The sequence below is a fragment of the Thalassobaculum sp. OXR-137 genome, from assembly GCF_034377285.1.
Classification (GTDB): Bacteria; Pseudomonadota; Alphaproteobacteria; order Thalassobaculales; family Thalassobaculaceae; genus Thalassobaculum.
Genome location: NZ_CP139715.1, coordinates 2,805,955 through 2,824,506, shown reverse-complemented (window position 1 = coordinate 2,824,506; position 18,552 = coordinate 2,805,955). Strand labels below are relative to the sequence as shown.

The following is an 18,552-nucleotide window of genomic DNA, read 5'->3' as shown; positions in this document are numbered from 1 at the left end:
CCCGCCCTTCTTTCCGGCTTCGCGCGACTGCGCGGCCTGCTCTTCAGGTGACCTACCTTTTCGGGGCGATGGCACGGCTTGCCTCTCAAACAGGAAGCGAAGCCGGGGATCGAATTATCGTCCCAGGCTCCGTCATCGTCAAAACTGGTGGCGGTTAGCGGTTCTTCGTGAACCAGACGCGCCAGATCGGAGACAGCTTGTCGCCCGCCTTGCCCATCAAGGTCTTCGCGGCCTGCGGGTCCTGCTTGAACGCCGCGCGAGCCTTGGCAGCGTCACCGCCGATAGCGAAGGGGTTGTTCTCGTGGACCTCGTTCCGGATCTGGCCGAACGGGTCTTTCGAGGTGGTTACCTCAACGTTGGTCCGCATCGGGGCGATAGCCGGGTCGGAAAGTAGGGCCTTGAAGGTGTCGTCGAACGTCGCGACCTGACCGGCTTCGTCGTACCCGTGGGTCTTGCCGGTCTTCGGTTCGACAGAGAACCGGGTCCGCATCACATTCAGGGCGGTGTCGGCGAACTTGGCGTCAATATCGGACGCGGCGATGGCGTCGCGCAGGGCCTTGTCCACCGAGCCGGAGTTCAGGGTGGTGGTAGCGGTCTGCAGTTGTGCTTCGAGTTCCCGGACGCGGGCGTTGGCTTCGGCCAAGGCGACGGAACCCTGCTTGTGCTCGGAGAGGATAGCGTCTCGATTGGCGCGGAGGCCGTCGACGTTCGTCTCGATAGCTTTGGAAACAGCGGTGTTGATCAGGGTGTCCAAGTCAGCTTTGGACATAGTGATGGCGTCGGTGGTCATGGTTTCAAGCTCCTGCTTCTTCGCGCCGGACCATCCTGCGCGGGGTAGGAGCCATCATCGGGTGCCGCGATGCCCAAGGGGTAACGGGGCAGGGTCAGCTATCGGGACAAACAGACAGCGCGACCGAAGCCGCTCTTAGAACCATGCGCGTTTTCGAAAGACGTGATCGTGTCCCCGGTCAACATCGATCTTCATTGATGCCAGCACCTGAAAAGACTGCGAGTAGAGGCGAGAAACCGCGTCTTTGAGTTCTAATCGACGTGGAAACCACGACGGCGCATAGCGTTCTTTGTTTCCAAACGGTTCATCTAACCAATTCGCCACCGCGCTGAACAAGACCAGTGAAGACCCAAGTGTCTTGACCTGCGTTTCGCCAATGAAGCCTCCATGGTCGAGCGCAGCCGCCCCCCAATCAAAAGATCTCCCCATCAAAGCAGCATACTGCTCCGCTGACCTTTCAACAGCGGCAAGCGCCAATACGACGCCCTCTGTTTGAATTAGAGCTTCCCGACTGAAATCATGGGACAGTTCTGATTCTTGATCTTCGATTCCCATAAATCTGATGACAGCCTCCCTGGCAGCTTCAGGGTCGCGCTCAAGCTCCTTCACAAGCTCACCAAGAGCCTTAATCAAGCTGTCACTACCTTCTACTATGGCAAACGCGAAGATTTGCTCAGCTGATATCCTCGCCTTCGCCGTAGCGCCTACCTTCTTGAAGAAACCGAACATGTGGCCCCTGCTTGATGGTTGAAATGGCAGGGCCGAAATTAGTGATTCCCATGGTCAGAATCTAGGCCACCGAAGCCGCCCCTCCCCTATCGCAAAATCTCCGGCTGACCGTTCCGCCGAGCCCACTCGTTCGCCCGCGCACGCCGCCGGTCGTCGAGATCCCATCCCTCGGAGATCGCGAAGCAATAGTCAGACGCGGCCTCGCTATCGCGGATCTCCTGCTCCCGACGGGCGACGGCCTCGACCTTACGGCGGAGGCCCTTCGCTGCCCGGAGAAGCGCCGAGGAACGCGCCATTAGACGCGCTGGCCCAGGTCGGTCGCTTTGTCGAAGCGCTTGGTCGTCGCCTCAATCGAGCGGGTGAGCCTCTGGCCTAGAGGTTCAGCGGTCGTCGAGTAGCCCTTCACGGCCTCCAGGAGGTCGAGCCCCTCTTCGAGCGGCAAGCCGTCGTCGGTCGCCGGAAGGGCAGCGGCGAGCTTGTTCAGAGCTTTCAGGTGGGCCTCGACGTACTCCCGGACAGAAGCGGAGAACGGGCGGTCAGCGGCAGTCTTAGCGGCGGCGAATGGGTTGTTCGCGGTCATGGGACACGTTCCTTTTCAAATGGAGGGGTTAGGCGCCTTTGAGGCGGTTCGGCCTCCACACGCGACCTGGCTCGCAGGGAGCTGATAGGTTGCCGGTCGCGATGGCCCGGAGATCGGCGCGAAGGAGGTCGATGGTTCGGTGAGCTTCGGCAAGAGCGGCCTCGGCAGCGCGGCGCGCGTTCTTGGCCTCCTTTGCTTCGGCGAGGAGCTTCCGGCTTTTTGAGACGAGACCGGCGACGTCTTGCGCGTCGGTCATGACGCCCCCGGCGTTGCGCGGCGGGCGAGGAAGGCGATGCTTTCGATCTGGTCGGCGGCGTTTTCGAGGATGGTCCGGTATGCCTCGACAAGTTCGCGATACCGGTCGGTGTCCCCGGCATGAAGAGCGCGGGTAGCGGTGTCGGCGAGGGCGTCGAGACGGTCTACGTCCTGCTGGAGCGTCTTGGTCTGGCGTTCGATGATGTTGATGATCGTCATTGGTATTAATCCTCTAGATTAGGGCCTCTGGCCCTTGGTTTTTTGAATTGGCGATTGCGGCAGCGCGGTGCTCCCGCGACGTCGCTACGGTTGTGCTATTCGCTCTCGCAACCTTCCGTCTTCAAGCGCTCGTGGAGGCGTGCGAGCGACTGCTCGACAAGCTCAACCCGGTGCTCGACCGAGAGGTCTTCGTCCTGGGCGATAGCCCGCCGCAGGGCGTCCGTGATGAACTGCGTAAGGGTGACGCCACGACTCGTCGCAATATCCCTCGCAGCGTCGATGTACTCCGCTGGGAGGCGGACGTTTAGCTGCTGCTTTGCCATTTCGATGTCTTCTCTCGCTCGCGTTGAAGCTCTACCTATACGCAAGCTATACGCTGACCAGTCACGGCTGACCCAATCTCCGTGAGTGCGAGTTGTCGAACCGTCACATGCAAGAAAAAGCCCCGCTTTTGCGGGGCTCTCTACATGACCTATTGGGGATGGTTCTTACGCGGCGCGGCGAACCTCTTCGATCCGTTGGGCGCGGATCTCGTTCGCGCGAGCGAGCGCATCGGCGACGGTCGGGTTGCGACGGCGGGCGGACCGCTCGCGCTGGGCGATGATGAGGTCGGCGATCTCGCGAGCTTTCTCGATGGACACTGGGCGTCTCCTGGGTCGTTCCTAGCTGGGACGGAGAATATACTCGACCACCTGTTCTGATTGAACTTCTACTAGAGTGCGGAAGCGGTTTTTCTGGTCAGCTTGACGCTCAAACAGGCCGGGCGACCCCTCCGCCTGGGGTGGCGGGCGAACGTCGGGACGGGAGCACGGCTCCGTGGCGCTAGGAGGGGTGCTACGGCAGCCAGTCGGGGTGGTGGGCTAGACCCGTAGCCGGGGAGGCTGATGGCGCTATATTGGCCTCAGAGGAGGTTATGTCGGCCGAACCGGTTGTGTGCGGGAGATCGACGCAGGACAGGGGCGGTGTTCCCGTCCGCGCTTGCTCCAATTCAGAAGAGTGATGGTCGTATACGCGCCCGCCGAGTCGCGTCGGTCTTGGGGTCACTGCCATTCTGGCCTATGGCGACACTATCCCGCCGGGCGGGCGGGGCGGGTTAGCGGTTCGGCTAGTTCCGGAACGCTGGGGTGAGGTCGAAGAGCTTGTCGAGTTTGGCCTGAAGGGCGCGGTCTTGACGGACGTCGGCCTCATACTCATCGATGGCGTTTTCTTCCCCCTGCTGCGCCTCGAAACGCTCGGCAGCTTCCATGTCGACGAGGATTGGGGAGTTGCCGAAGTAGCCCTTGGCAAGTGCCGCGCTCTCGTCGTGGGTGGCGCCGGAGAAATCCTGCCCGGCGACGAGGCGACGGGCGATCTCGCTACGCCGCTCTTCGGAGGACTCAAGGATCGCGGTCTCGGTCAGGCAATAGCTTCCCACCCCGTAGATCGCGTCGAGATCGGCCCGGAGCCGAAACTCGCTCACGAAGGAGATCAAGGGGGCGCCTTTTTTGTAGCGTCCTTGCGAGCCCATCTCTTCAAAGGCCCACGTCTTCAAAAATTGCACGGCAATGTCCGGATCTCTCTTAATATACCTAGAGAGAATGGGACAGAGCTGGTAAAAAATTGAAGAATCTGCCTTTGAGATTTTATCAAGGTGTCTGCGTGACTTAGCGATTCCGTTCGGATCGTTCGCCTTGATCCAGGGTTTCGAGAGGATGACGAACGGGGCCTCCCGGTCGATGGCGTCTTTCGCGAAAGTCAGGAGCGGATGCTCGTCGTTGTCGTTCGCGGGGTCAGTTAGCTCTGCACCGTAAGCCGCGACGTAATCGTCCTGGGTAGGGTCTCCCTTGATGGCGAGCCGGATGACCCGTCCGTTCTTCGGGTTGATCTTCTGGACGAGTTGAAAGCCCTCCTTGTCAGCGAACCGCTCGACAGAGCCGACGACTAGGGAGAAGAACGCCGCGCGCCGGGTCACGCCAAGGCGTTTCTCGACGGCTGTCCTGGTCAAGGGGATGACGTTCTCTCCGCTTCTCAGGAGAGATAGCGCGAGTTCGTTCGACTCTAGGCACCTGGCTGCCTTGGAGAAATCGCCGACGTGGTCGATAGTAAGGTCGTAGACGTTGTTCGACAGGAGGAAGACGGTCCGCTCGTTGTGATAGCCGCGAACGCGCCCGATGGCCTGTACGACCTCGTCTTCGACCTTGGCCTGCCGGAACTCTTCAAGGACCGGGTCAGGGAAGACGTTGCAGGTTTGGATAAGCTCCGGCCCTTCTTCGTGCCCCTCGACGGTCCGGATGCGGTAGTCGGCGGCCTGGTATCTTTGAGGGGCGACTTCTCCGTCGTCGGTGGTCGCCCAGGCTCGGAGGTCGCGAACGACCGCTTCCGGCGGGACGTCCGGGTTCGTGACGATAACGGCGGTCTCGCAGTTCTCGAAGGTGTTGAGGCCACGGAGCGCGCGGAAGTGGGCGAGCTGGAAGTCGGTGGGTAGGTGCTTACTGAGTTCAACCTCGACCTTCTCCGGTGCGGCGACGAACGGCTTAGATAGCCGTTTGATGAAAGAGACTACGGCCTCGACCTTGCCCTTGCTGCCTTCTTCCGAGAGAGATCGGGCGGACCAGCCCTGGTCGAGGGTAAGCTGGATGTATGTCGTCAGATCCGGCGCCCTGAACTCCTCGAAGTCGAACGACCCGAGGCGGGCGAATGTCCGCTTGATGACCTCCGGTCGTGCGGTTGCGTCGAGGAGAAGGACGGGGGCGGACTTCGCGACCCGCTCCGGGGCGAGTCCTCGCCGGTACTCGATGCTCTGAACGCCATTGTCCTCGTCGATGATCCGGACGAAGTTCGACTGCGACCGCTTGGCCTCGAACTCGTCGGCAAACGCGATGAGGATCTTCTCGACGTGCGAGAGCGTGTCGAGTTTCGCGGCTTTGACCTGGCGGGTGATCGACGACGGTGCGACCTTCCCAAGGTTGTCCGGTGTCCGCTGCCGGATGACGGCTTTGACGGCGAATGCGGCGCGGCGGAAGTCGCGCGGTTCGATCTTGCGCATCCGACTGTTGAGGTAAATCTCTCGGATGCCCGAGAGGATCTCGTTCGGTCGCTCGGTGAACACCTTCGAGAGTGCGTTCAGGATTTCGTTGATGAGTTCGATCTCGACCGCGTCCTCCTCCTCCTCCGGCTGGACGAAGTCGGAGAAGTCGAAGGTGTAAAAGACGATGTCAGACGCGGGGATCGCGAACTCTTCGACCGGGGAGTAGGTCTCGTCGACGATGACCACGTCGAAGCTCCCGGCGGCGGAATTGAGCGCGAGATATTGGTGCGGGATGACCCGGATCTGAGCCCTGCCCTCTTCCTCGCTCGACTTCTGAATGTCGGCGATCTGGAAGCGGTACTTGCAGACAAAGCGGGCTGGGCAAGTGCCGCAAACGGTCGACGGGCTGATACCCGCCTTCTGAGCAGCCTCGATAGCCTTCGGCTTTTGGCAGAAGCCCTCGGAAACCGGACCAAAAACGGTGTCGACGCTCACGTTTTCGCTCTCGTCTGCGATGTCTTCCCTTGCCTCAGACGCCTTTTTCTTCAAGAGGTGCGCGTAGGCAATCGTGATGCTGACCGACGTCCCGAACTGTTCGTTCAAGCTATCGAGGATCGCCTGGGCTCGCTCCGCAAGGTTGCCGTTGACGGTTTTGGTCTTGCCGAAGCCGACGAGTGCCTTCGCGACCTTGCGCGGGTTGTAATCCGCCGGGACGCCCACGCCTTCAAGCGTGATGTCTTCGCGGTCCTCGGGGCGGTTGTTGACGAACGCGATCCGGACGGCGTGATCGAACCAGTCGTCGATGTAGGCGCCGAACGCGCGGCGGGCCTCCTCTCGGTCGAGTAACTTCGGGGCGGGATAGCGAGGGACCGACGTATCGGTCTCGATAGTCGCGTTTCGGTCACCGATTGGAGTAAAGCCTTCCGCCCACTTTTTCCGTGCGAAGTCGCGTCCGGTCTCGAACGCGCGGTCGATATCGCCTCCCGGACCGGCTCTCTGTAGGAGTTCCGTCTTCCGGTCGGAGTTCGCCCAGCATCGGATGGCATCGATGATCTCCGCCTTTGCCTGGGTATAGTCCGCGTCCGGTTCTACGTGTAGGAGGTATGATGCCGCTGCGCTGCGGTAGAGTTCATGCGCGCCATCTCCGCCGTCGAGGTTGCGAAGGCGATAGACGTAGTTTCGGAAACCGTGGATGCGCTTTCCGTCGACGACCGTACTCCCAGAAACCTTGCTCGCGTTGTGCTGTATTTCCGACGGGATTTGAAGGGTTGCCTCTTCCTTCCCGAGATCGACGATCCCCACGCGGCGGACGACCGACGTAGAGACGCCTTCGAGGCGAGGGTCGGCGGTATAGAGGATGCCGACGGGCTGAAGCGGGTTCGTGTCGATGACCTTGGCCTTCTTATCCTCCTTATCGGCGAACGACTTTGTCCGAGCATTTACCGCTTGTGCCCAGCGCTTGATCTCGGCGCAGGTATAGGCGCGGTTGAGCCAGAACCAGAGGTGGACCTTAACGATATTATGCTTCTTTCCCTCCTGCGCGATCCCGGCACCGGTCGAGAACTGGTAGACGACGGTGACGTCTTCGAGGTCCGGCGAAATCTGCCGGCACATGTGCTCGAAGAACTCCTCCGGCTCGCGGTATGGGTCGAACTCGGCCGTGTCGTATGAGAAGCCGTCAATATCAATGCCCATCCAGCAACGCCCAACGTCTTGGTAGACACCATTCTTCTTATTGGCTCCCCGCCGGTAGTGGGGCTGATTGGTGTCGAAGTCGGTACCCGCTGCGCCCCTTATGACGCACTCGGTCGGGCTATTGCGAAGGGACTCTAGAACATCCTTGAGGCCATAAATGCCGTCGACTTGAACCTCTCTGGACGTCCAATTGAACGACTTCGAGCCGGAGTAGATCAGCTTCTTCAGCTGACCGTCCGGCCCGCGCGAGACGTGCTTACCGACGAGCTTCCCGTCGTAAGTCTTCAGGATCGTTACTGCGTTGGGATTACCCTGTTCCACCGTCTATTCTTTCGCCTTGCGCCGCGTCACGGCTCGTTCGACACCATGTTCAGTTTGGCGTCTCAGGGCGAGATTTGGTAGAACTCGTCTCGCTAGGACGGTTGCTCTATCGCTTGCTCGCGCTGAGAGACCCGAGATGAAGAGCCTCGACGGTTAGCGCCGTCGGGGTTCTCTCTTTTTGCAGTGTGGTTTCGGGTGACCGACCTACTCCGCGATGCCGTATACCAGTTCCGGCTATCCGAGCCCGCCGGGATGAGACCGGCCTCTCGGGGAGCCTCACCGGCTCCGAAAGGAGGTAATCGAACGAGACGCGGGGGTCGGACCCGGAACTCGTCGCTTTACCTCGTCTACCCTCCTTCGTTCCCTGGGTAGTAATATCCGTGAGTGCAGAATTTGGCGTCCGCCTATGGGGTGGTCGCGGCGTCATCTAGACGTTGCGGAGCTGCACGTAGTCATCGAACAAACGACCGCCAGCTATTCTTTAGTGAAGATTTCAATTTTCTGCCCTTTCGGATTGGCCCCTCCACGCCCGTTCCTTTCAGTGGGGTCGGATTGGCTACAATCCCGCCTATGAAGCTCGACCCCAGAACCGCTGAGACTGTCATTCGCGAGGTCTATGGACAGGGCAATACTCGCCGATCTGCGAGCGCAGGTGTCGAGTGGGCAATCCGCGCAGAGCGTTGCGACAACGGTGCCGTCCGGATTGTTGGACGAAACGAAATGCGTCTCCCCGGCGGCGAACTGATCCGGTTGAACGTGCCGCCGTCCTTCCTCCCAGCGACGATGCGGTTCAGTAGAACGCCCGGAGGGGTCGAAGGCTTTGCCATCCCAGAAGGTGGGCGGAACGTCGTTCAGGTCTTGACGATCCGGATGGGCGATCATGTTGAGACAGCGATGACCGACGGGATACAATGGGTGGCGCGTATCGCGGGCCTCCCGAAGACCCGAGTTATCCGGCTCGTCGACTTGATCGAAGCTGCGATTCTTCGCGCGGCAGAGCTTGGTCTCCCGGCTCCTACATTCCAGCTGAACGATACGAAGACGAAGTTCGACGGCTACAGGCCGGACCATCTACTCGCGGGAATCACTGAGTGGGAAGCGTCGGGACGGGAGATCCGGACGTCGCGCAAGATCCCGTCTGGAAAACGATACGCCCACCCCTGGCGCAACCCCGTCGTCAAGGGCGGGCGAAAGCCGGTCGTCGTGCTCGCGGACTAGGCGTCAATGTCATCGCGCCGACGTCGGCACCGCTGTTCGATTTCGAGACGACCTGGTAGACGACGATCCGGATAGAAAACTGCCTAGTCTCTGCCTAGTCCGACCTCTAATATCTTAAATAACCAATTGAATTATTTACGATATTGGATTCTGGTAACGACTCCCTCCGGGGCCACCAAATTATAATTAATTCAATAACTTATTGGATGACGAAAGCCGTCGTCGGCCAGCACTTTTCCCTCGCCGATCGACGATGGGCGCGCGGCGCAGACGCAGGGCCTTGCTCCCGGCATTCGGCGGACGGGCGGGAACCTCCGGCCCGGCAGGCTGTTTCCGTCATAGTAGGGCTTGATGCCCCTCTTTACCGGAGAACCGACGATGACGGGAAATTCACAGGACCAGGAGCAGGCCGCGGCGATGGCCCTCGCCGCAAAGCGGGGCGAGATCGCGAAGGACCAGCTCAACGACGCGGCCCGCGAACTGTACGACACCCTGAGCGAGGCCCAACTCAAGGGCCTTTCCGAGACCGATCCGAAGCTGAAGCCGGAGAACAGGTCCTGATCCTGGGCCGGGAGGTCGAGTTTCGGGATCTAGCCACAAGCGCTCAATGGCCTTCGCAGCCGGCGCCTCCGTTCGCATGGAATGCCGGCAGGCTCCGGCAAACCTCTGCGCGCGACGGGTGCCGGTTCCGATCGGTATTCGACTGAGAAAGAATGCCGATATCGGCAAGCGCCTCAGTCCGCTTCAGGACCGAGAGGGTTCGATGCTTCGTATATCTATGTCGGGCGATCCTAATCTTCCGAAGATTGGAAGCGTCCCCCTCCAAATAGCGACACATACAGGACCATGACTAAATTCTGATTTTCCTACTCTCGAAAATGTGGCCCAATATCCGAAGTCAATTCCTTTTCAAGACCGATCCGCAATGCTTCGCGTATTGCGGCCGCCATCGTCGGAATCCGGTTTCCGAATTGCCAGTCCTTCAGTATCTCAATTTCACTGTCTGACAGCATGATTTGCTGACGATTGAGTCGCTTTTCCTCTCGGTGACCATCCATTTGGCGTCTCCGGTACTATTAGTCGACTAGTCGTTCCCCGCCCAAGTGGCACGCAACTATATCATCAATCTCTGATTTTATGATTTATTAATTCTCGCTTAGATTGATTGTGCGCTTGAATTCCCCTCAAACAAGGCGGTGATGGGCAAGCCTGGCGCCAGGAGCGGAATCCCCTTCAGAAAGCGGATCCCGCCGCTCGGTCGGCGATCCCTCTCGAGGGCAACGTGAGGATCCGCTTTCGGTTGCATCGAAGGATCGCGAGTTTCCGATTCCGCTGGAACCGACCTCCGCCCCCGCCGTTTCCCAGGAACGAAGACCGGGAGACAGGCTCATGCACATGTTGCGCCGATCGTTTCTTGTCGGGGTCTCCGCCCTGGCCCTTGCCGCAGGGGCCCAGGCGCGTGAGTTCCGGGGAGGGATCCCTTGGACATCGGGCAAGGCCCAGCCGCCAAATGACTTCGACGCGTCCAGGCGGTTCCTCACGGACGAGGAACGGACGTTCGTCACCGCCGCCGTCGATCGCCTCATCCCCGCCGACGACACACCGTCGGCCTCCGAACTCGGCGTGGTGGACTACATCGATGCCCAGCTCGCCGGCGCCTATGGCCGCGGCGATATCTACTATCTGCAACCGCCCTTCCAGGCCGGTCTCGCCACCCAGGGATATCAGGCCGAGGCTCCGGCCCTGCTGTACCGCCAGGCGATCGCGGATATCGAGGCGTTCCTCGCCGCCGCGAACAACGGTCCCTTCGCCGATCTCGACGACGACGCCCAGGACGACGTGCTGACCCGCCTGTCGGAGGGGGAGATCGAGCTGGAGCATGTCCACGCCAAGACGTTCTTCGACACGCTCTGGCAGAACACCCTGGAAGGATTCTTCGGCGACCCGGTCTATGGCGGCAACCGGGACATGCAGGGCTGGCGGATGATCGGCTTCCCCGGTGCCCGCTACGACTACCGCCCCTGGATCGATCACGGCGGCAAGCCCGTGATCCTGGATCCCGTGTCCGTCGCCAGAAGGACAACCCCATGACCACCAAACTCCCCCGCAAGGACGTCGTCATCGTCGGGTTCGGCTGGACCGGCGCGATCATGGCCGAACAGCTCACCCTGGAGGGTCTGGACGTCCTGGCCCTGGAGCGCGGGCTCTGGCGCAACACCTCGACCGACTACGCGGTCACCAACGCCCAGGACGAGGTCCGGTACCGCTACCGCGACGAGCTGTTCGAGAGCCTCTCGCGAGAGACCCTGACCTTCCGCAACACGCAAGACCAGACCGCGCTGCCGATGCGCATGCTGGGCTCGTTCCTGCCCGGGACGGGCGTCGGCGGCTCAGGCGTGCACTGGAACGGCCAGACCTGGCGCTTCCTGCCGTCGGACTTCCAGGCGCGCAGCCACAACGAGGAGCGGTACGGCGGGGATGCGATCCCCGAGGATATGACGATCCAGGACTGGGGCGTCACCTATGACGAGCTCGAGCCGCATTACGACACGTTCGAGAAGATCTGCGGCATCGCCGGCAAGGCCGGCAACCTGAACGGCCGGATCCAGGAGGGCGGCAACCCGTTCGAAGGGCCGCGATCCAGCGAGTATCCGACGCCGCCGATGCAGATGGTGAAGGCGCCAATGGTTTTCGCCGATGCCGCGCGCGAGCTCGGCTACGCACCGTTCCCGGGGCCGTCGGCCAATATGAGCCAAGCCTATACCAACCCGCTCGGCGTGCAGCTCGCACCCTGCACCTATTGCGGCTTCTGCGAGAAGTTCGCCTGCGGCAACTACTCGAAGGCGACCGCCTCGACCACGATCCTGCCGGCCCTGGCACGGCGCGACAATTTCAGCCTGCGCACCGGGGCGATGGTGCTGCGGGTGCTGCATGACGGCAAACAGGCCACCGGCGTGGAGTACGTCAACGAGGAAGGCCAGGTCTTCCACCAGCCCGCCGACATGGTGATTCTGGCCGCCTACATCACTCACAACGTCCACCTGATGCTGCATTCCGGCATCGGGCAGCCCTACGACCCGGCAACCGGACAGGGCGTGGTCGGCAAGAACTACGCCTATCAGATCGTCTCGGGCGTCAGCGTCTTCTACGACGACCTGGCGGTGAACCCGTTCATCGGCGCCGGCGCGCTGGGACAGGTCATCGACGAGTTCAACGGCGACAATTTCGACCACAGCGGCCTGGGCTTCATCGGCGGCGGCTACATCGCCCAATGGCAGACCAACGGCCGGCCGATCGAGAGCCACCCGGTGCCGGACGGCACGCCGAAGTTCGGGCTCGGCTGGAAGCAGGCGGTCCGCGACAGCTACAACCACACGATCAAGGTCGGCACCCATGGTGCCGTCATGAGCTACCGCTCGAACTATCTCGACCTCGACCCGACCTACAAGGACGTCTACGGCCGCCCGCTGATGCGGATGACCTTCGACTGCAAGCCCAACGATATCGCCATGTCGCGCTACATCACCGAGCGCGCCACCGAGATCGCCCGGGCAATGGGCGGACGCGAGATCAAGGTGAGCCAGGCCAAGGTCCCGTACGACATCGCGCCCTACCAGACCACCCACAACACCGGCGGCACCATGATGGGCGCCACCCCGCAGGGCAGCGTGATCAACCGCTATCTGCAGAGCTGGGACCTGCCGAACCTGTTCCTGATGGGGGCCGGCGCCTTCCCGCAGAACCCGGGCTACAACCCGACCGGCACCGTCGCCGCGCTCGCCTATCATTCGGCCAAGGCGATCCGCGAGCAGTATCTGCGCAATCCCGGCCCCTTGGTGCAGGCATGACCCGGACAGGCACTCTTGTCATCGCGCTGATCGGCCTGCTGGCCGCGGGACCGGTCGCCGCCCAGGACGCCAACACCTGGTCGACCGTGAAGCGCGGCCTCTATCTCACCCGCGTCGGCGACTGCGAGGCCTGCCACACGGTCGCAGGACAGCCGTCCTATGCGGGCAACCGCGCCCTGCCGACCCCGTTCGGCACGATCTATTCGGCCAACCTGACCCCCGACCCGGACACCGGCATCGGCGACTGGAACGCCGACACCTTCTTCCGCGCCCTGGACGAGGGCGTGGGCGAGGACGGCGAGCGCCTCTATCCGGCCTTCCCCTACACCCATTTCACCTATGTCACGCGGGAGGATTCCGACGCGATCTTCGCCTATCTCCAGAGCCTCGACCCGGTCCGCAACGAGATCCGCAAGCCGGAGCTGCCGCCGCTGATCGGGATGCGGGCCTCCATGCGCGCCTGGAACCTGCTGAACTTCGAGGAGAAGGATTTCGTGCCGGATCCCGAGAAATCGGCCGACTGGAACCGCGGGCGCTATCTGGTCGAAGGGCTGGGCCACTGCTCGGCCTGCCACAGCCCGCGCAATCTCATCGGGGCGGAGAAGCAGGGCAGCGCCCGCTATACCGGCGGGATGGCCGAGGGCTGGTTCGCCCCGTCCCTGCGGGCCGAGGGGCGCGACGGGATCGGCGACTGGCCCGAGACCGAGTTGAAGGCCTTCCTGAAGCACGGCCGCAACGACCGGACGGCCGCGTTCGGGCCGATGGCGGAAGTGATCGACAAGTCGACCCGCTGGATGACCGATGCGGATATCTCCGCGGTGGTCGCCTACCTGCGCGACCTGCCGGTGGACGCCGAAGAGGAAAACGACCGCGACGAGACCGCGCGTCCGGAGGACACGGTCATGACTCTCGGTGCCGAGATCTACGCCACCCAATGCGCCGCCTGTCACGGGCCGAAGGGCGAAGGCGTGAAAGGCATGTTCGCGACCCTGGCCGGATCGTCCCTGGTCCATTCGCGCAATCCGACGACCCTCATCCGGGCGGTCCTGGACGGGGCCAAGGCGGTGCCGACCGATCGCTATCCGACCCCGTTCGCCATGCCGCCCTTCCACTGGAAGCTCAGCGACGCCGAGGTGGCCGCCACTCTTACCTACGTGCGGAACGCCTTCGGCAATTCCGCGAGCGCGGTGACCGAAGAGGCCGTCGCGGACCTCCGCGGCGCCCACTGAGAGACTTTGCCGGATCAAGGACCGGACACTCCGCAGCCAGGTCGCGCAAGCGACCGGTGACCGTCGCCCATGCCGGAGGGCTGCGGATGAAGGTGAGCCGCGCGCGATCGCCGGTTTCGCCACAGACCGCGTCTGTCCGCCGCCGAGGTCCCGAAGTCGGCCGACGCGCCGTCGCCCGCCCTTATCCCTTCAAAAATCAGGGGAACTGATCGACCGACGCGGCGTTCATCGGTAACGGGCCAAGCCCGGCACTCTTCAGCGTCTCCCGTCGACCGCGCTTCCATGCGGCCGCAGCCCGGATCGCAACCGAGATTTGGAGTTGCCAATGTCTGACGTCACTGAGCAGGACTCCACCCCGCGGGCTGACCGCGACAAGCCCAAGTTGAAGCGCGCCATCGGACCGGGTCTGCTGCTGCTCTTCATTGTCGGCGACGTTCTCGGAACCGGCATCTACGCCCTCACCGGCAAGGTGGCCGAGGAGGTCGGCGGCATCGTCTGGCTGCCCTTCCTCGTGGCCTTCGTCGTCGCCGCGCTGACCGCCTGCAGCTATCTCGAACTGGTTACCAAATACCCCAAGGCCGCGGGCGCGGCGCTGTACACCGAGAAGGCGTTCGGCATCCATTTCGTGACCTTCCTCGTCGCCTTCGCGGTCATGTCCTCGGGCCTGACCTCCTCCTCCACCGCCGCGCGGGCCTTCGCCGAGAACTTCTCCAACGGGTTCGGCCTCGAACTCGGCGGCTGGATGATCACCCTGATCGGCCTCGGCTTCGTCGCCGCCATCGCGCTGATCAATATGCGCGGGGTTGGCGAGAGCGTCCTGGTCAACGCCGTCTTCACCTGTATCGAGCTGACCGGGCTGATCATCATCCTGGTCATTGGCATGCTGGTCTTCGGGGCGGGGGACGTCGATATCGGCAAGGCGTTCGACTTCGACACCGGCGAGGACGGCGTCTTCTGGCCGGTGATCGCCGGGACCACCCTGGCCTTCTTCGCCATGGTCGGGTTCGAGGACTCGGTCAACATGGCGGAGGAGACCAAGGATCCGGGCCGGAACTTCCCCAAGATGCTGTTCGCCGGCCTGATCATCGCGGCGATCCTCTATGTCCTGGTCTCAGTGGTCGCGGTCTCCATCGTCCCGCTGGACCAGCTGTCGGAGGGCGACACGCCGCTGCTGAAAGTGGTGGAGGCCGGCGCCCCCGGCTTTCCGCCGTGGATCTTCGGCCTGATCACCATGATCGCGGTCGGCAACTCCGCCCTGATCAACCTGCTGATGGCCAGCCGCCTGATCTACGGGATGAGCGAGGAGGGCGTGCTGCCCGGCGTGCTCGGCAAGGTGAACCGCAAACGCCGGACCCCGGTGACCGCCATCCTGTTCACCACCGTGCTGGCGGCCGGCCTGATCACCTTCGTCGGCGCGGTGCCGCAGCTCGGCGGCACCACGGCCCTGCTGCTGCTCGGCGTGTTCACGGTGGTCAACATCGCCGTGCTGGTCCTGCGCAAGGACAAGGTGGAGCACGACCATTTCCGCACGCCGACCTGGGTCGCGATTGCCGGAGCGGTGACCTGCGCGTTTCTCGTGGGGCCGTGGACCGGCCGGGACCCCGCCCAGTACGGCATCGCCGCGGTCCTCATCGGCATCGGCATCGTTCTGTGGGTCGTCACCCGGCTCTGGATGCGCCGGGAATAGCGGGTCTCCGATCGGGGAGCCGGTCAAGACGGCCGGCGGCGCCACAACGCGAAACCGTCGTCCGGCGCTTGACGGCGGGCGGGCGGCCCCCATCTCCGTCGCCGCATGACACAGCTTTCCTCCTTCCCCGCCTCGGGGACGGCCGTGGTCGTCGGCGCGTCCGGCGGCATCGGCGCCGCCCTTCTGTCCGCGATCGATGCCAGCGGCCGCTTCGAGCGCACGATCGGCCTGTCCCGGCGCGGCGACCCACCGCTCGACCTGCTGGACGAGGCGTCGATCGCCGCCGCCGCCGACCGCCTGCGGGACGCCGACGCCGCGCCCCGGCTGATCGTCGACGCCACCGGGTTCCTGCACGACGACCGGTTCCAGCCGGAGAAATCCTGGCGCCAGCTCGACCCCGAACACCTCGCCCGCGCCTTCGCCCTGAACGCCACCGGCCCGGCCCTGCTGATGAAGCATTTCCTGCCGCTGCTGCCGCGCGCGGGCAAGGCGGTGTTCGCCACCCTGTCGGCCCGGGTCGGCTCGATCTCGGACAACCGGATCGGCGGCTGGTACGCCTACCGCGCGTCGAAGGCGGCGCTGAACCAGCTCGTGCGCTGTGCGGCGATCGAACTGGGGCGGACGCACCGGGAGGCGGTCTGCGTCGCCCTGCATCCCGGCACGGTCGACACCGGCCTGTCGGCCCCCTTCGCCAAGGCCGGGCTGGAGGTCCGCCCGCCGGAAACCGCAGCGGCCGAACTGCTGGCGGTTGTCGACGGGCTCACCCCTGCGCGCAGCGGGGAACTGGTGGACCAGAAGGGCGAGACGGTGGGGTTCTGAAGCTCGCTTTAACCCACACGACTTCCTGGACGGTCCCGCAGGGCCGATCCAGGACCGTGCCCGGGCGTTCATCACAGGATCCTGGATCGCCCCGGCAGAGGGCCGGGACGTCCAGGAAGTCGGGTTTGGGGTGGGGGTTGGGGGAGCGCCCTATCCCACGATCACCGGATCGAGGGTGCCGCTGATCCAGCGTGCCAGGCCAGTCATGCGGGCGTCGTCGCCCTCCTGGCCCATCACCTGGACGCCCACCGGCAACCCGTTCACCGCCAGCATCGGCATGGTCACCGCCGGCGCGCCGGCGAGCGAGCTCGGCGTGTTGAACACCGCATCGCCGGTCGGCTGCTTGGCGAGCGGCTGACCCGGGATGTCGCCCGGCCACAGCGGCGCCGGACCCGGGCAGGAGAAGGTCAGGAACGCGTCGGCGACCGGACCGAGCGCCCGCCAGGCGGCGCGCAGTCCCTCGCGGCGCCACAGGAGCTGGCGGTAGTCGTCCGGGCTCAACGCCTCCACCGCGCCGATGCGCGCCTTGATCCGCTCGCTCACCCCCTCGCCCTTGTTGTCGATCAGGTTGCGCAGGGTCCAGCGGTTCTCCCAGGCGGTGATGGTGTTGGCGAGGTCGCCGGCCCCCACCAGGGACTGCTCCAGGCTCTCGATCAGCGGATGATCGCCGCGCTGCAGGATCTCCACCCCGGCCGCCTGCAGCCGGTCCAGCAGGCCCGCCATCGCCTTGTGGCTGTCCGCATCGGTGCGCGCCCAGCCGTCGGTCTCCAGCAGGATCAGCCGGCTCGGCCTGATCGCCTGCGGAGTGGTCTTCGGCCCCTGGAGGCCGGCGCGGCCCGGATCGCCGCCGCAGCGGCTCGCCACCTCGATGGCGACCTGCCACATGTCCTCGATCGAGCCGGCATGGGGGCCGTGGGTGCTCATGGAGGTGGCCTGGCGCTCGCCGCGATGGATGCCGCCCTGGCTCGGCTTCAGGGCGAAGTTGCCGCAGAACGCCGCCGGCCGGATGATCGAGCCGCCGACCTGGGAGCCGATGGCCGCCGGCATGAAGCCCGCGCCCACCGCCGCCGCCGAGCCGGAGGACGATCCGCCCGGCGTACGCGCCGGATCGAACGGGTTGGTGGTCGGCCCCGGATGGTTGCCGCCCAGCTCCGCCGTCACGGTCTTGCCGAAAATCACCGCGCCGGCCTGGCGCAGCGCCCAGACGGCCGCGTTGTCGTTCTTGGGAAAGTTCCCGGTCATCGCCTCGCAGCCGAGCTGCGTGGGCATGTCCTTGGTTTCCAGCAGGTCCTTGATGCCGACCGGCATGCCGTCGATGGGAGACAGCGGCTTGCCGTCCTTCCAGCGCGCGGTGCTGGCGTCGGCGGCCTCGCGCGCGCTCTCCCGGTTCAGCGCGGCGAAGGCCTTCACCACCGGCTCGCGGGCGTCGACCGTCTCCAGGCAGCGCTCCAGATAGTCGCGCGGCGTGTCGCTGCCCTTGGCGAAGGCGTCGGTCGCGTCGAACCAGGTCAGGGCCTTGAACTGACGGGGGTCATAGCGCGTGGCGCCGGTCATGACGGTCTCCAATGCTGGCGGGGGAGTGGTCGAGAGGTGGGTCCCCGCCAGCTTGGCAAGCCGTCAGCCGAAGATCAATGTACGGAGTGCCGGGCCACGCCCTGGCCCGCCGTCAGAGAACCTTGAACACCCGGTAGACCGGCCCTTCCGGCTTGCGGTCGCCGGTGGACACGAACACCGCCCTGTTCATCCAGGCATAGGGGCCGTCGGCGGCGGTCTCGAAGAACGGCGCGGTGCGGAAATACAGCTCCGAGGGATCCACCGGCTGGCCGGCGGCGATCCGGTCCATGACCTCCTTGGGGCCGTGGCGCAGGCCCTTGTAGGTCATGTAGATCGGCGTGCCGTCCTCGGTGTCGAGGATCAGCCGCACGTCGAGCTGGGTGACCCCGTCGGTCCGGTTGAGGATCCAGTCGCCGCCGCCGTCGCGCACGGTGCCCTTGAGGTTCGGCCCCTCGAAGGTGCCGCCCTTGACCCGCGCGATGCGCCGGTCGCCGTACTGGGTATTGCCGATCGCCGCCAGCGGCAGGTCGACGCTGAGCTTCAGCTCCATCACGAATTCGGTCTGGATCTCGGACATGCGTATATCTCCCTCGGGATCGTT

The 18,552-nt window shown here is 63.9% G+C and carries 18 protein-coding genes; 7 read left to right on the top strand and 11 right to left on the bottom strand.

Going from position 1 to position 18,552, the window contains the following annotated elements:
• Positions 1-154: 154 nt before the first annotated feature.
• From T8K17_RS13345 to T8K17_RS13310, 8 genes are all read right to left on the bottom strand, one after another.
• Complete coding sequence (locus T8K17_RS13345) at positions 155-790, bottom strand: hypothetical protein (protein ID WP_322330224.1); 636 nt, start codon at positions 788-790, stop codon at positions 155-157.
• A 135-nt stretch (positions 791-925) separates the two neighbouring features.
• Positions 926-1,519, bottom strand: a complete 594-nt coding sequence (locus tag T8K17_RS13340; protein ID WP_322330223.1) for a hypothetical protein — start codon at positions 1,517-1,519, stop codon at positions 926-928.
• 295 nt (positions 1,520-1,814) lie between these two features.
• Positions 1,815-2,099 (bottom strand): hypothetical protein, encoded by a 285-nt coding sequence (locus T8K17_RS13335; RefSeq protein ID WP_322330222.1) that lies wholly within the window; start codon positions 2,097-2,099, stop codon positions 1,815-1,817.
• A 28-nt stretch (positions 2,100-2,127) separates the two neighbouring features.
• The gene (locus tag T8K17_RS13330) at positions 2,128-2,355 is read right to left on the bottom strand and encodes a hypothetical protein (protein ID WP_322330221.1); all 228 of its coding nucleotides are present in this window, start codon (positions 2,353-2,355) and stop codon (positions 2,128-2,130) included.
• A complete protein-coding gene (locus T8K17_RS13325) occupies positions 2,352-2,573 on the bottom strand; it encodes a hypothetical protein (protein ID WP_322330220.1) in 222 nt (73 codons plus the stop codon). Before T8K17_RS13325 ends, T8K17_RS13330 begins: the two co-directional genes overlap by 4 nt.
• Positions 2,574-2,668: 95 nt before the next feature.
• A complete protein-coding gene (locus T8K17_RS13320) occupies positions 2,669-2,896 on the bottom strand; it encodes a hypothetical protein (RefSeq protein WP_322330219.1) in 228 nt (75 codons plus the stop codon).
• Positions 2,897-3,061: 165 nt separating this feature from the next.
• Entirely contained in the window at positions 3,062-3,214 is a 153-nt protein-coding gene (locus tag T8K17_RS13315; RefSeq protein ID WP_322330218.1) for a hypothetical protein, read from the bottom strand.
• Between the two features lie 464 nt (positions 3,215-3,678).
• Positions 3,679-7,596: a hypothetical protein gene (locus T8K17_RS13310; RefSeq protein ID WP_322330217.1), complete on the bottom strand. Its 3,918-nt coding sequence runs from the start codon at positions 7,594-7,596 to the stop codon at positions 3,679-3,681.
• Between the two features lie 720 nt (positions 7,597-8,316).
• Here T8K17_RS13310 and T8K17_RS13305 point away from each other — a divergent pair.
• Positions 8,317-8,814, top strand: coding sequence for a hypothetical protein (locus T8K17_RS13305; RefSeq protein WP_322330216.1), 498 nt, complete (start codon positions 8,317-8,319; stop codon positions 8,812-8,814).
• A 378-nt stretch (positions 8,815-9,192) separates the two neighbouring features.
• Complete coding sequence (locus T8K17_RS13300) at positions 9,193-9,375, top strand: DUF3008 family protein (protein ID WP_322330215.1); 183 nt, start codon at positions 9,193-9,195, stop codon at positions 9,373-9,375.
• A gap of 305 nt (positions 9,376-9,680) precedes the next feature.
• Here the strand turns inward: T8K17_RS13300 and T8K17_RS13295 are convergent, their stop codons facing one another.
• Positions 9,681-9,872 carry a hypothetical protein gene (locus T8K17_RS13295; RefSeq protein ID WP_322330214.1) on the bottom strand — a complete coding sequence of 64 codons (192 nt, stop codon included), beginning with the start codon at positions 9,870-9,872 and terminating at the stop codon, positions 9,681-9,683.
• Positions 9,873-10,203: 331 nt separating this feature from the next.
• Here T8K17_RS13295 and T8K17_RS13290 point away from each other — a divergent pair, with 331 nt between their 5' ends.
• From T8K17_RS13290 to T8K17_RS13270, 5 genes are all read left to right on the top strand, one after another.
• Entirely contained in the window at positions 10,204-10,905 is a 702-nt protein-coding gene (locus tag T8K17_RS13290) for a gluconate 2-dehydrogenase subunit 3 family protein (protein WP_322330213.1), read from the top strand.
• Positions 10,902-12,662, top strand: coding sequence for a GMC family oxidoreductase (locus T8K17_RS13285; RefSeq protein ID WP_322330212.1), 1,761 nt, complete (start codon positions 10,902-10,904; stop codon positions 12,660-12,662). Before T8K17_RS13290 ends, T8K17_RS13285 begins: the two co-directional genes overlap by 4 nt.
• Positions 12,659-13,891: a cytochrome c gene (locus tag T8K17_RS13280; protein WP_322330211.1), complete on the top strand. Its 1,233-nt coding sequence runs from the start codon at positions 12,659-12,661 to the stop codon at positions 13,889-13,891. Before T8K17_RS13285 ends, T8K17_RS13280 begins: the two co-directional genes overlap by 4 nt.
• A 325-nt stretch (positions 13,892-14,216) precedes the next feature.
• Positions 14,217-15,578: an APC family permease gene (locus T8K17_RS13275; protein ID WP_322330210.1), complete on the top strand. Its 1,362-nt coding sequence runs from the start codon at positions 14,217-14,219 to the stop codon at positions 15,576-15,578.
• A 105-nt stretch (positions 15,579-15,683) separates the two neighbouring features.
• Positions 15,684-16,397, top strand: coding sequence for an SDR family oxidoreductase (locus T8K17_RS13270; protein ID WP_322330209.1), 714 nt, complete (start codon positions 15,684-15,686; stop codon positions 16,395-16,397).
• A gap of 150 nt (positions 16,398-16,547) precedes the next feature.
• On the opposite strand, the gene T8K17_RS13265 is transcribed toward T8K17_RS13270, so the two are convergent.
• Together T8K17_RS13265 and T8K17_RS13260 are read right to left on the bottom strand one after the other, a co-directional pair.
• Positions 16,548-17,951: an amidase gene (locus T8K17_RS13265; RefSeq protein ID WP_322330208.1), complete on the bottom strand. Its 1,404-nt coding sequence runs from the start codon at positions 17,949-17,951 to the stop codon at positions 16,548-16,550.
• A gap of 112 nt (positions 17,952-18,063) precedes the next feature.
• Positions 18,064-18,528, bottom strand: a complete 465-nt coding sequence (locus T8K17_RS13260) for a DUF3237 domain-containing protein (RefSeq protein WP_322330207.1) — start codon at positions 18,526-18,528, stop codon at positions 18,064-18,066.
• Positions 18,529-18,552: the final 24 nt, after the last annotated feature.

What these genes read in the sequence shown, in the direction of transcription:
- T8K17_RS13345 (WP_322330224.1), bottom strand. Translation starts at nt 790, where the DNA reads ATGACCACCGACGCCATCACTATGTCCAAAGCTGACTTGGACACCCTG.
- T8K17_RS13340 (WP_322330223.1), bottom strand. Translation starts at nt 1,519, where the DNA reads ATGTTCGGTTTCTTCAAGAAGGTAGGCGCTACGGCGAAGGCGAGGATA.
- T8K17_RS13335 (WP_322330222.1), bottom strand. Translation starts at nt 2,099, where the DNA reads ATGACCGCGAACAACCCATTCGCCGCCGCTAAGACTGCCGCTGACCGC.
- T8K17_RS13330 (WP_322330221.1), bottom strand. Translation starts at nt 2,355, where the DNA reads ATGACCGACGCGCAAGACGTCGCCGGTCTCGTCTCAAAAAGCCGGAAG.
- T8K17_RS13325 (WP_322330220.1), bottom strand. Translation starts at nt 2,573, where the DNA reads ATGACGATCATCAACATCATCGAACGCCAGACCAAGACGCTCCAGCAG.
- T8K17_RS13320 (WP_322330219.1), bottom strand. Translation starts at nt 2,896, where the DNA reads ATGGCAAAGCAGCAGCTAAACGTCCGCCTCCCAGCGGAGTACATCGAC.
- T8K17_RS13305 (WP_322330216.1), top strand. Translation starts at nt 8,317, where the DNA reads ATGCGTCTCCCCGGCGGCGAACTGATCCGGTTGAACGTGCCGCCGTCC.
- T8K17_RS13300 (WP_322330215.1), top strand. Translation starts at nt 9,193, where the DNA reads ATGACGGGAAATTCACAGGACCAGGAGCAGGCCGCGGCGATGGCCCTC.
- T8K17_RS13295 (WP_322330214.1), bottom strand. Translation starts at nt 9,872, where the DNA reads ATGGATGGTCACCGAGAGGAAAAGCGACTCAATCGTCAGCAAATCATG.
- T8K17_RS13290 (WP_322330213.1), top strand. Translation starts at nt 10,204, where the DNA reads ATGCACATGTTGCGCCGATCGTTTCTTGTCGGGGTCTCCGCCCTGGCC.
- T8K17_RS13285 (WP_322330212.1), top strand. Translation starts at nt 10,902, where the DNA reads ATGACCACCAAACTCCCCCGCAAGGACGTCGTCATCGTCGGGTTCGGC.
- T8K17_RS13280 (WP_322330211.1), top strand. Translation starts at nt 12,659, where the DNA reads ATGACCCGGACAGGCACTCTTGTCATCGCGCTGATCGGCCTGCTGGCC.
- T8K17_RS13275 (WP_322330210.1), top strand. Translation starts at nt 14,217, where the DNA reads ATGTCTGACGTCACTGAGCAGGACTCCACCCCGCGGGCTGACCGCGAC.
- T8K17_RS13270 (WP_322330209.1), top strand. Translation starts at nt 15,684, where the DNA reads ATGACACAGCTTTCCTCCTTCCCCGCCTCGGGGACGGCCGTGGTCGTC.
- T8K17_RS13265 (WP_322330208.1), bottom strand. Translation starts at nt 17,951, where the DNA reads ATGACCGGCGCCACGCGCTATGACCCCCGTCAGTTCAAGGCCCTGACC.
- T8K17_RS13260 (WP_322330207.1), bottom strand. Translation starts at nt 18,528, where the DNA reads ATGTCCGAGATCCAGACCGAATTCGTGATGGAGCTGAAGCTCAGCGTC.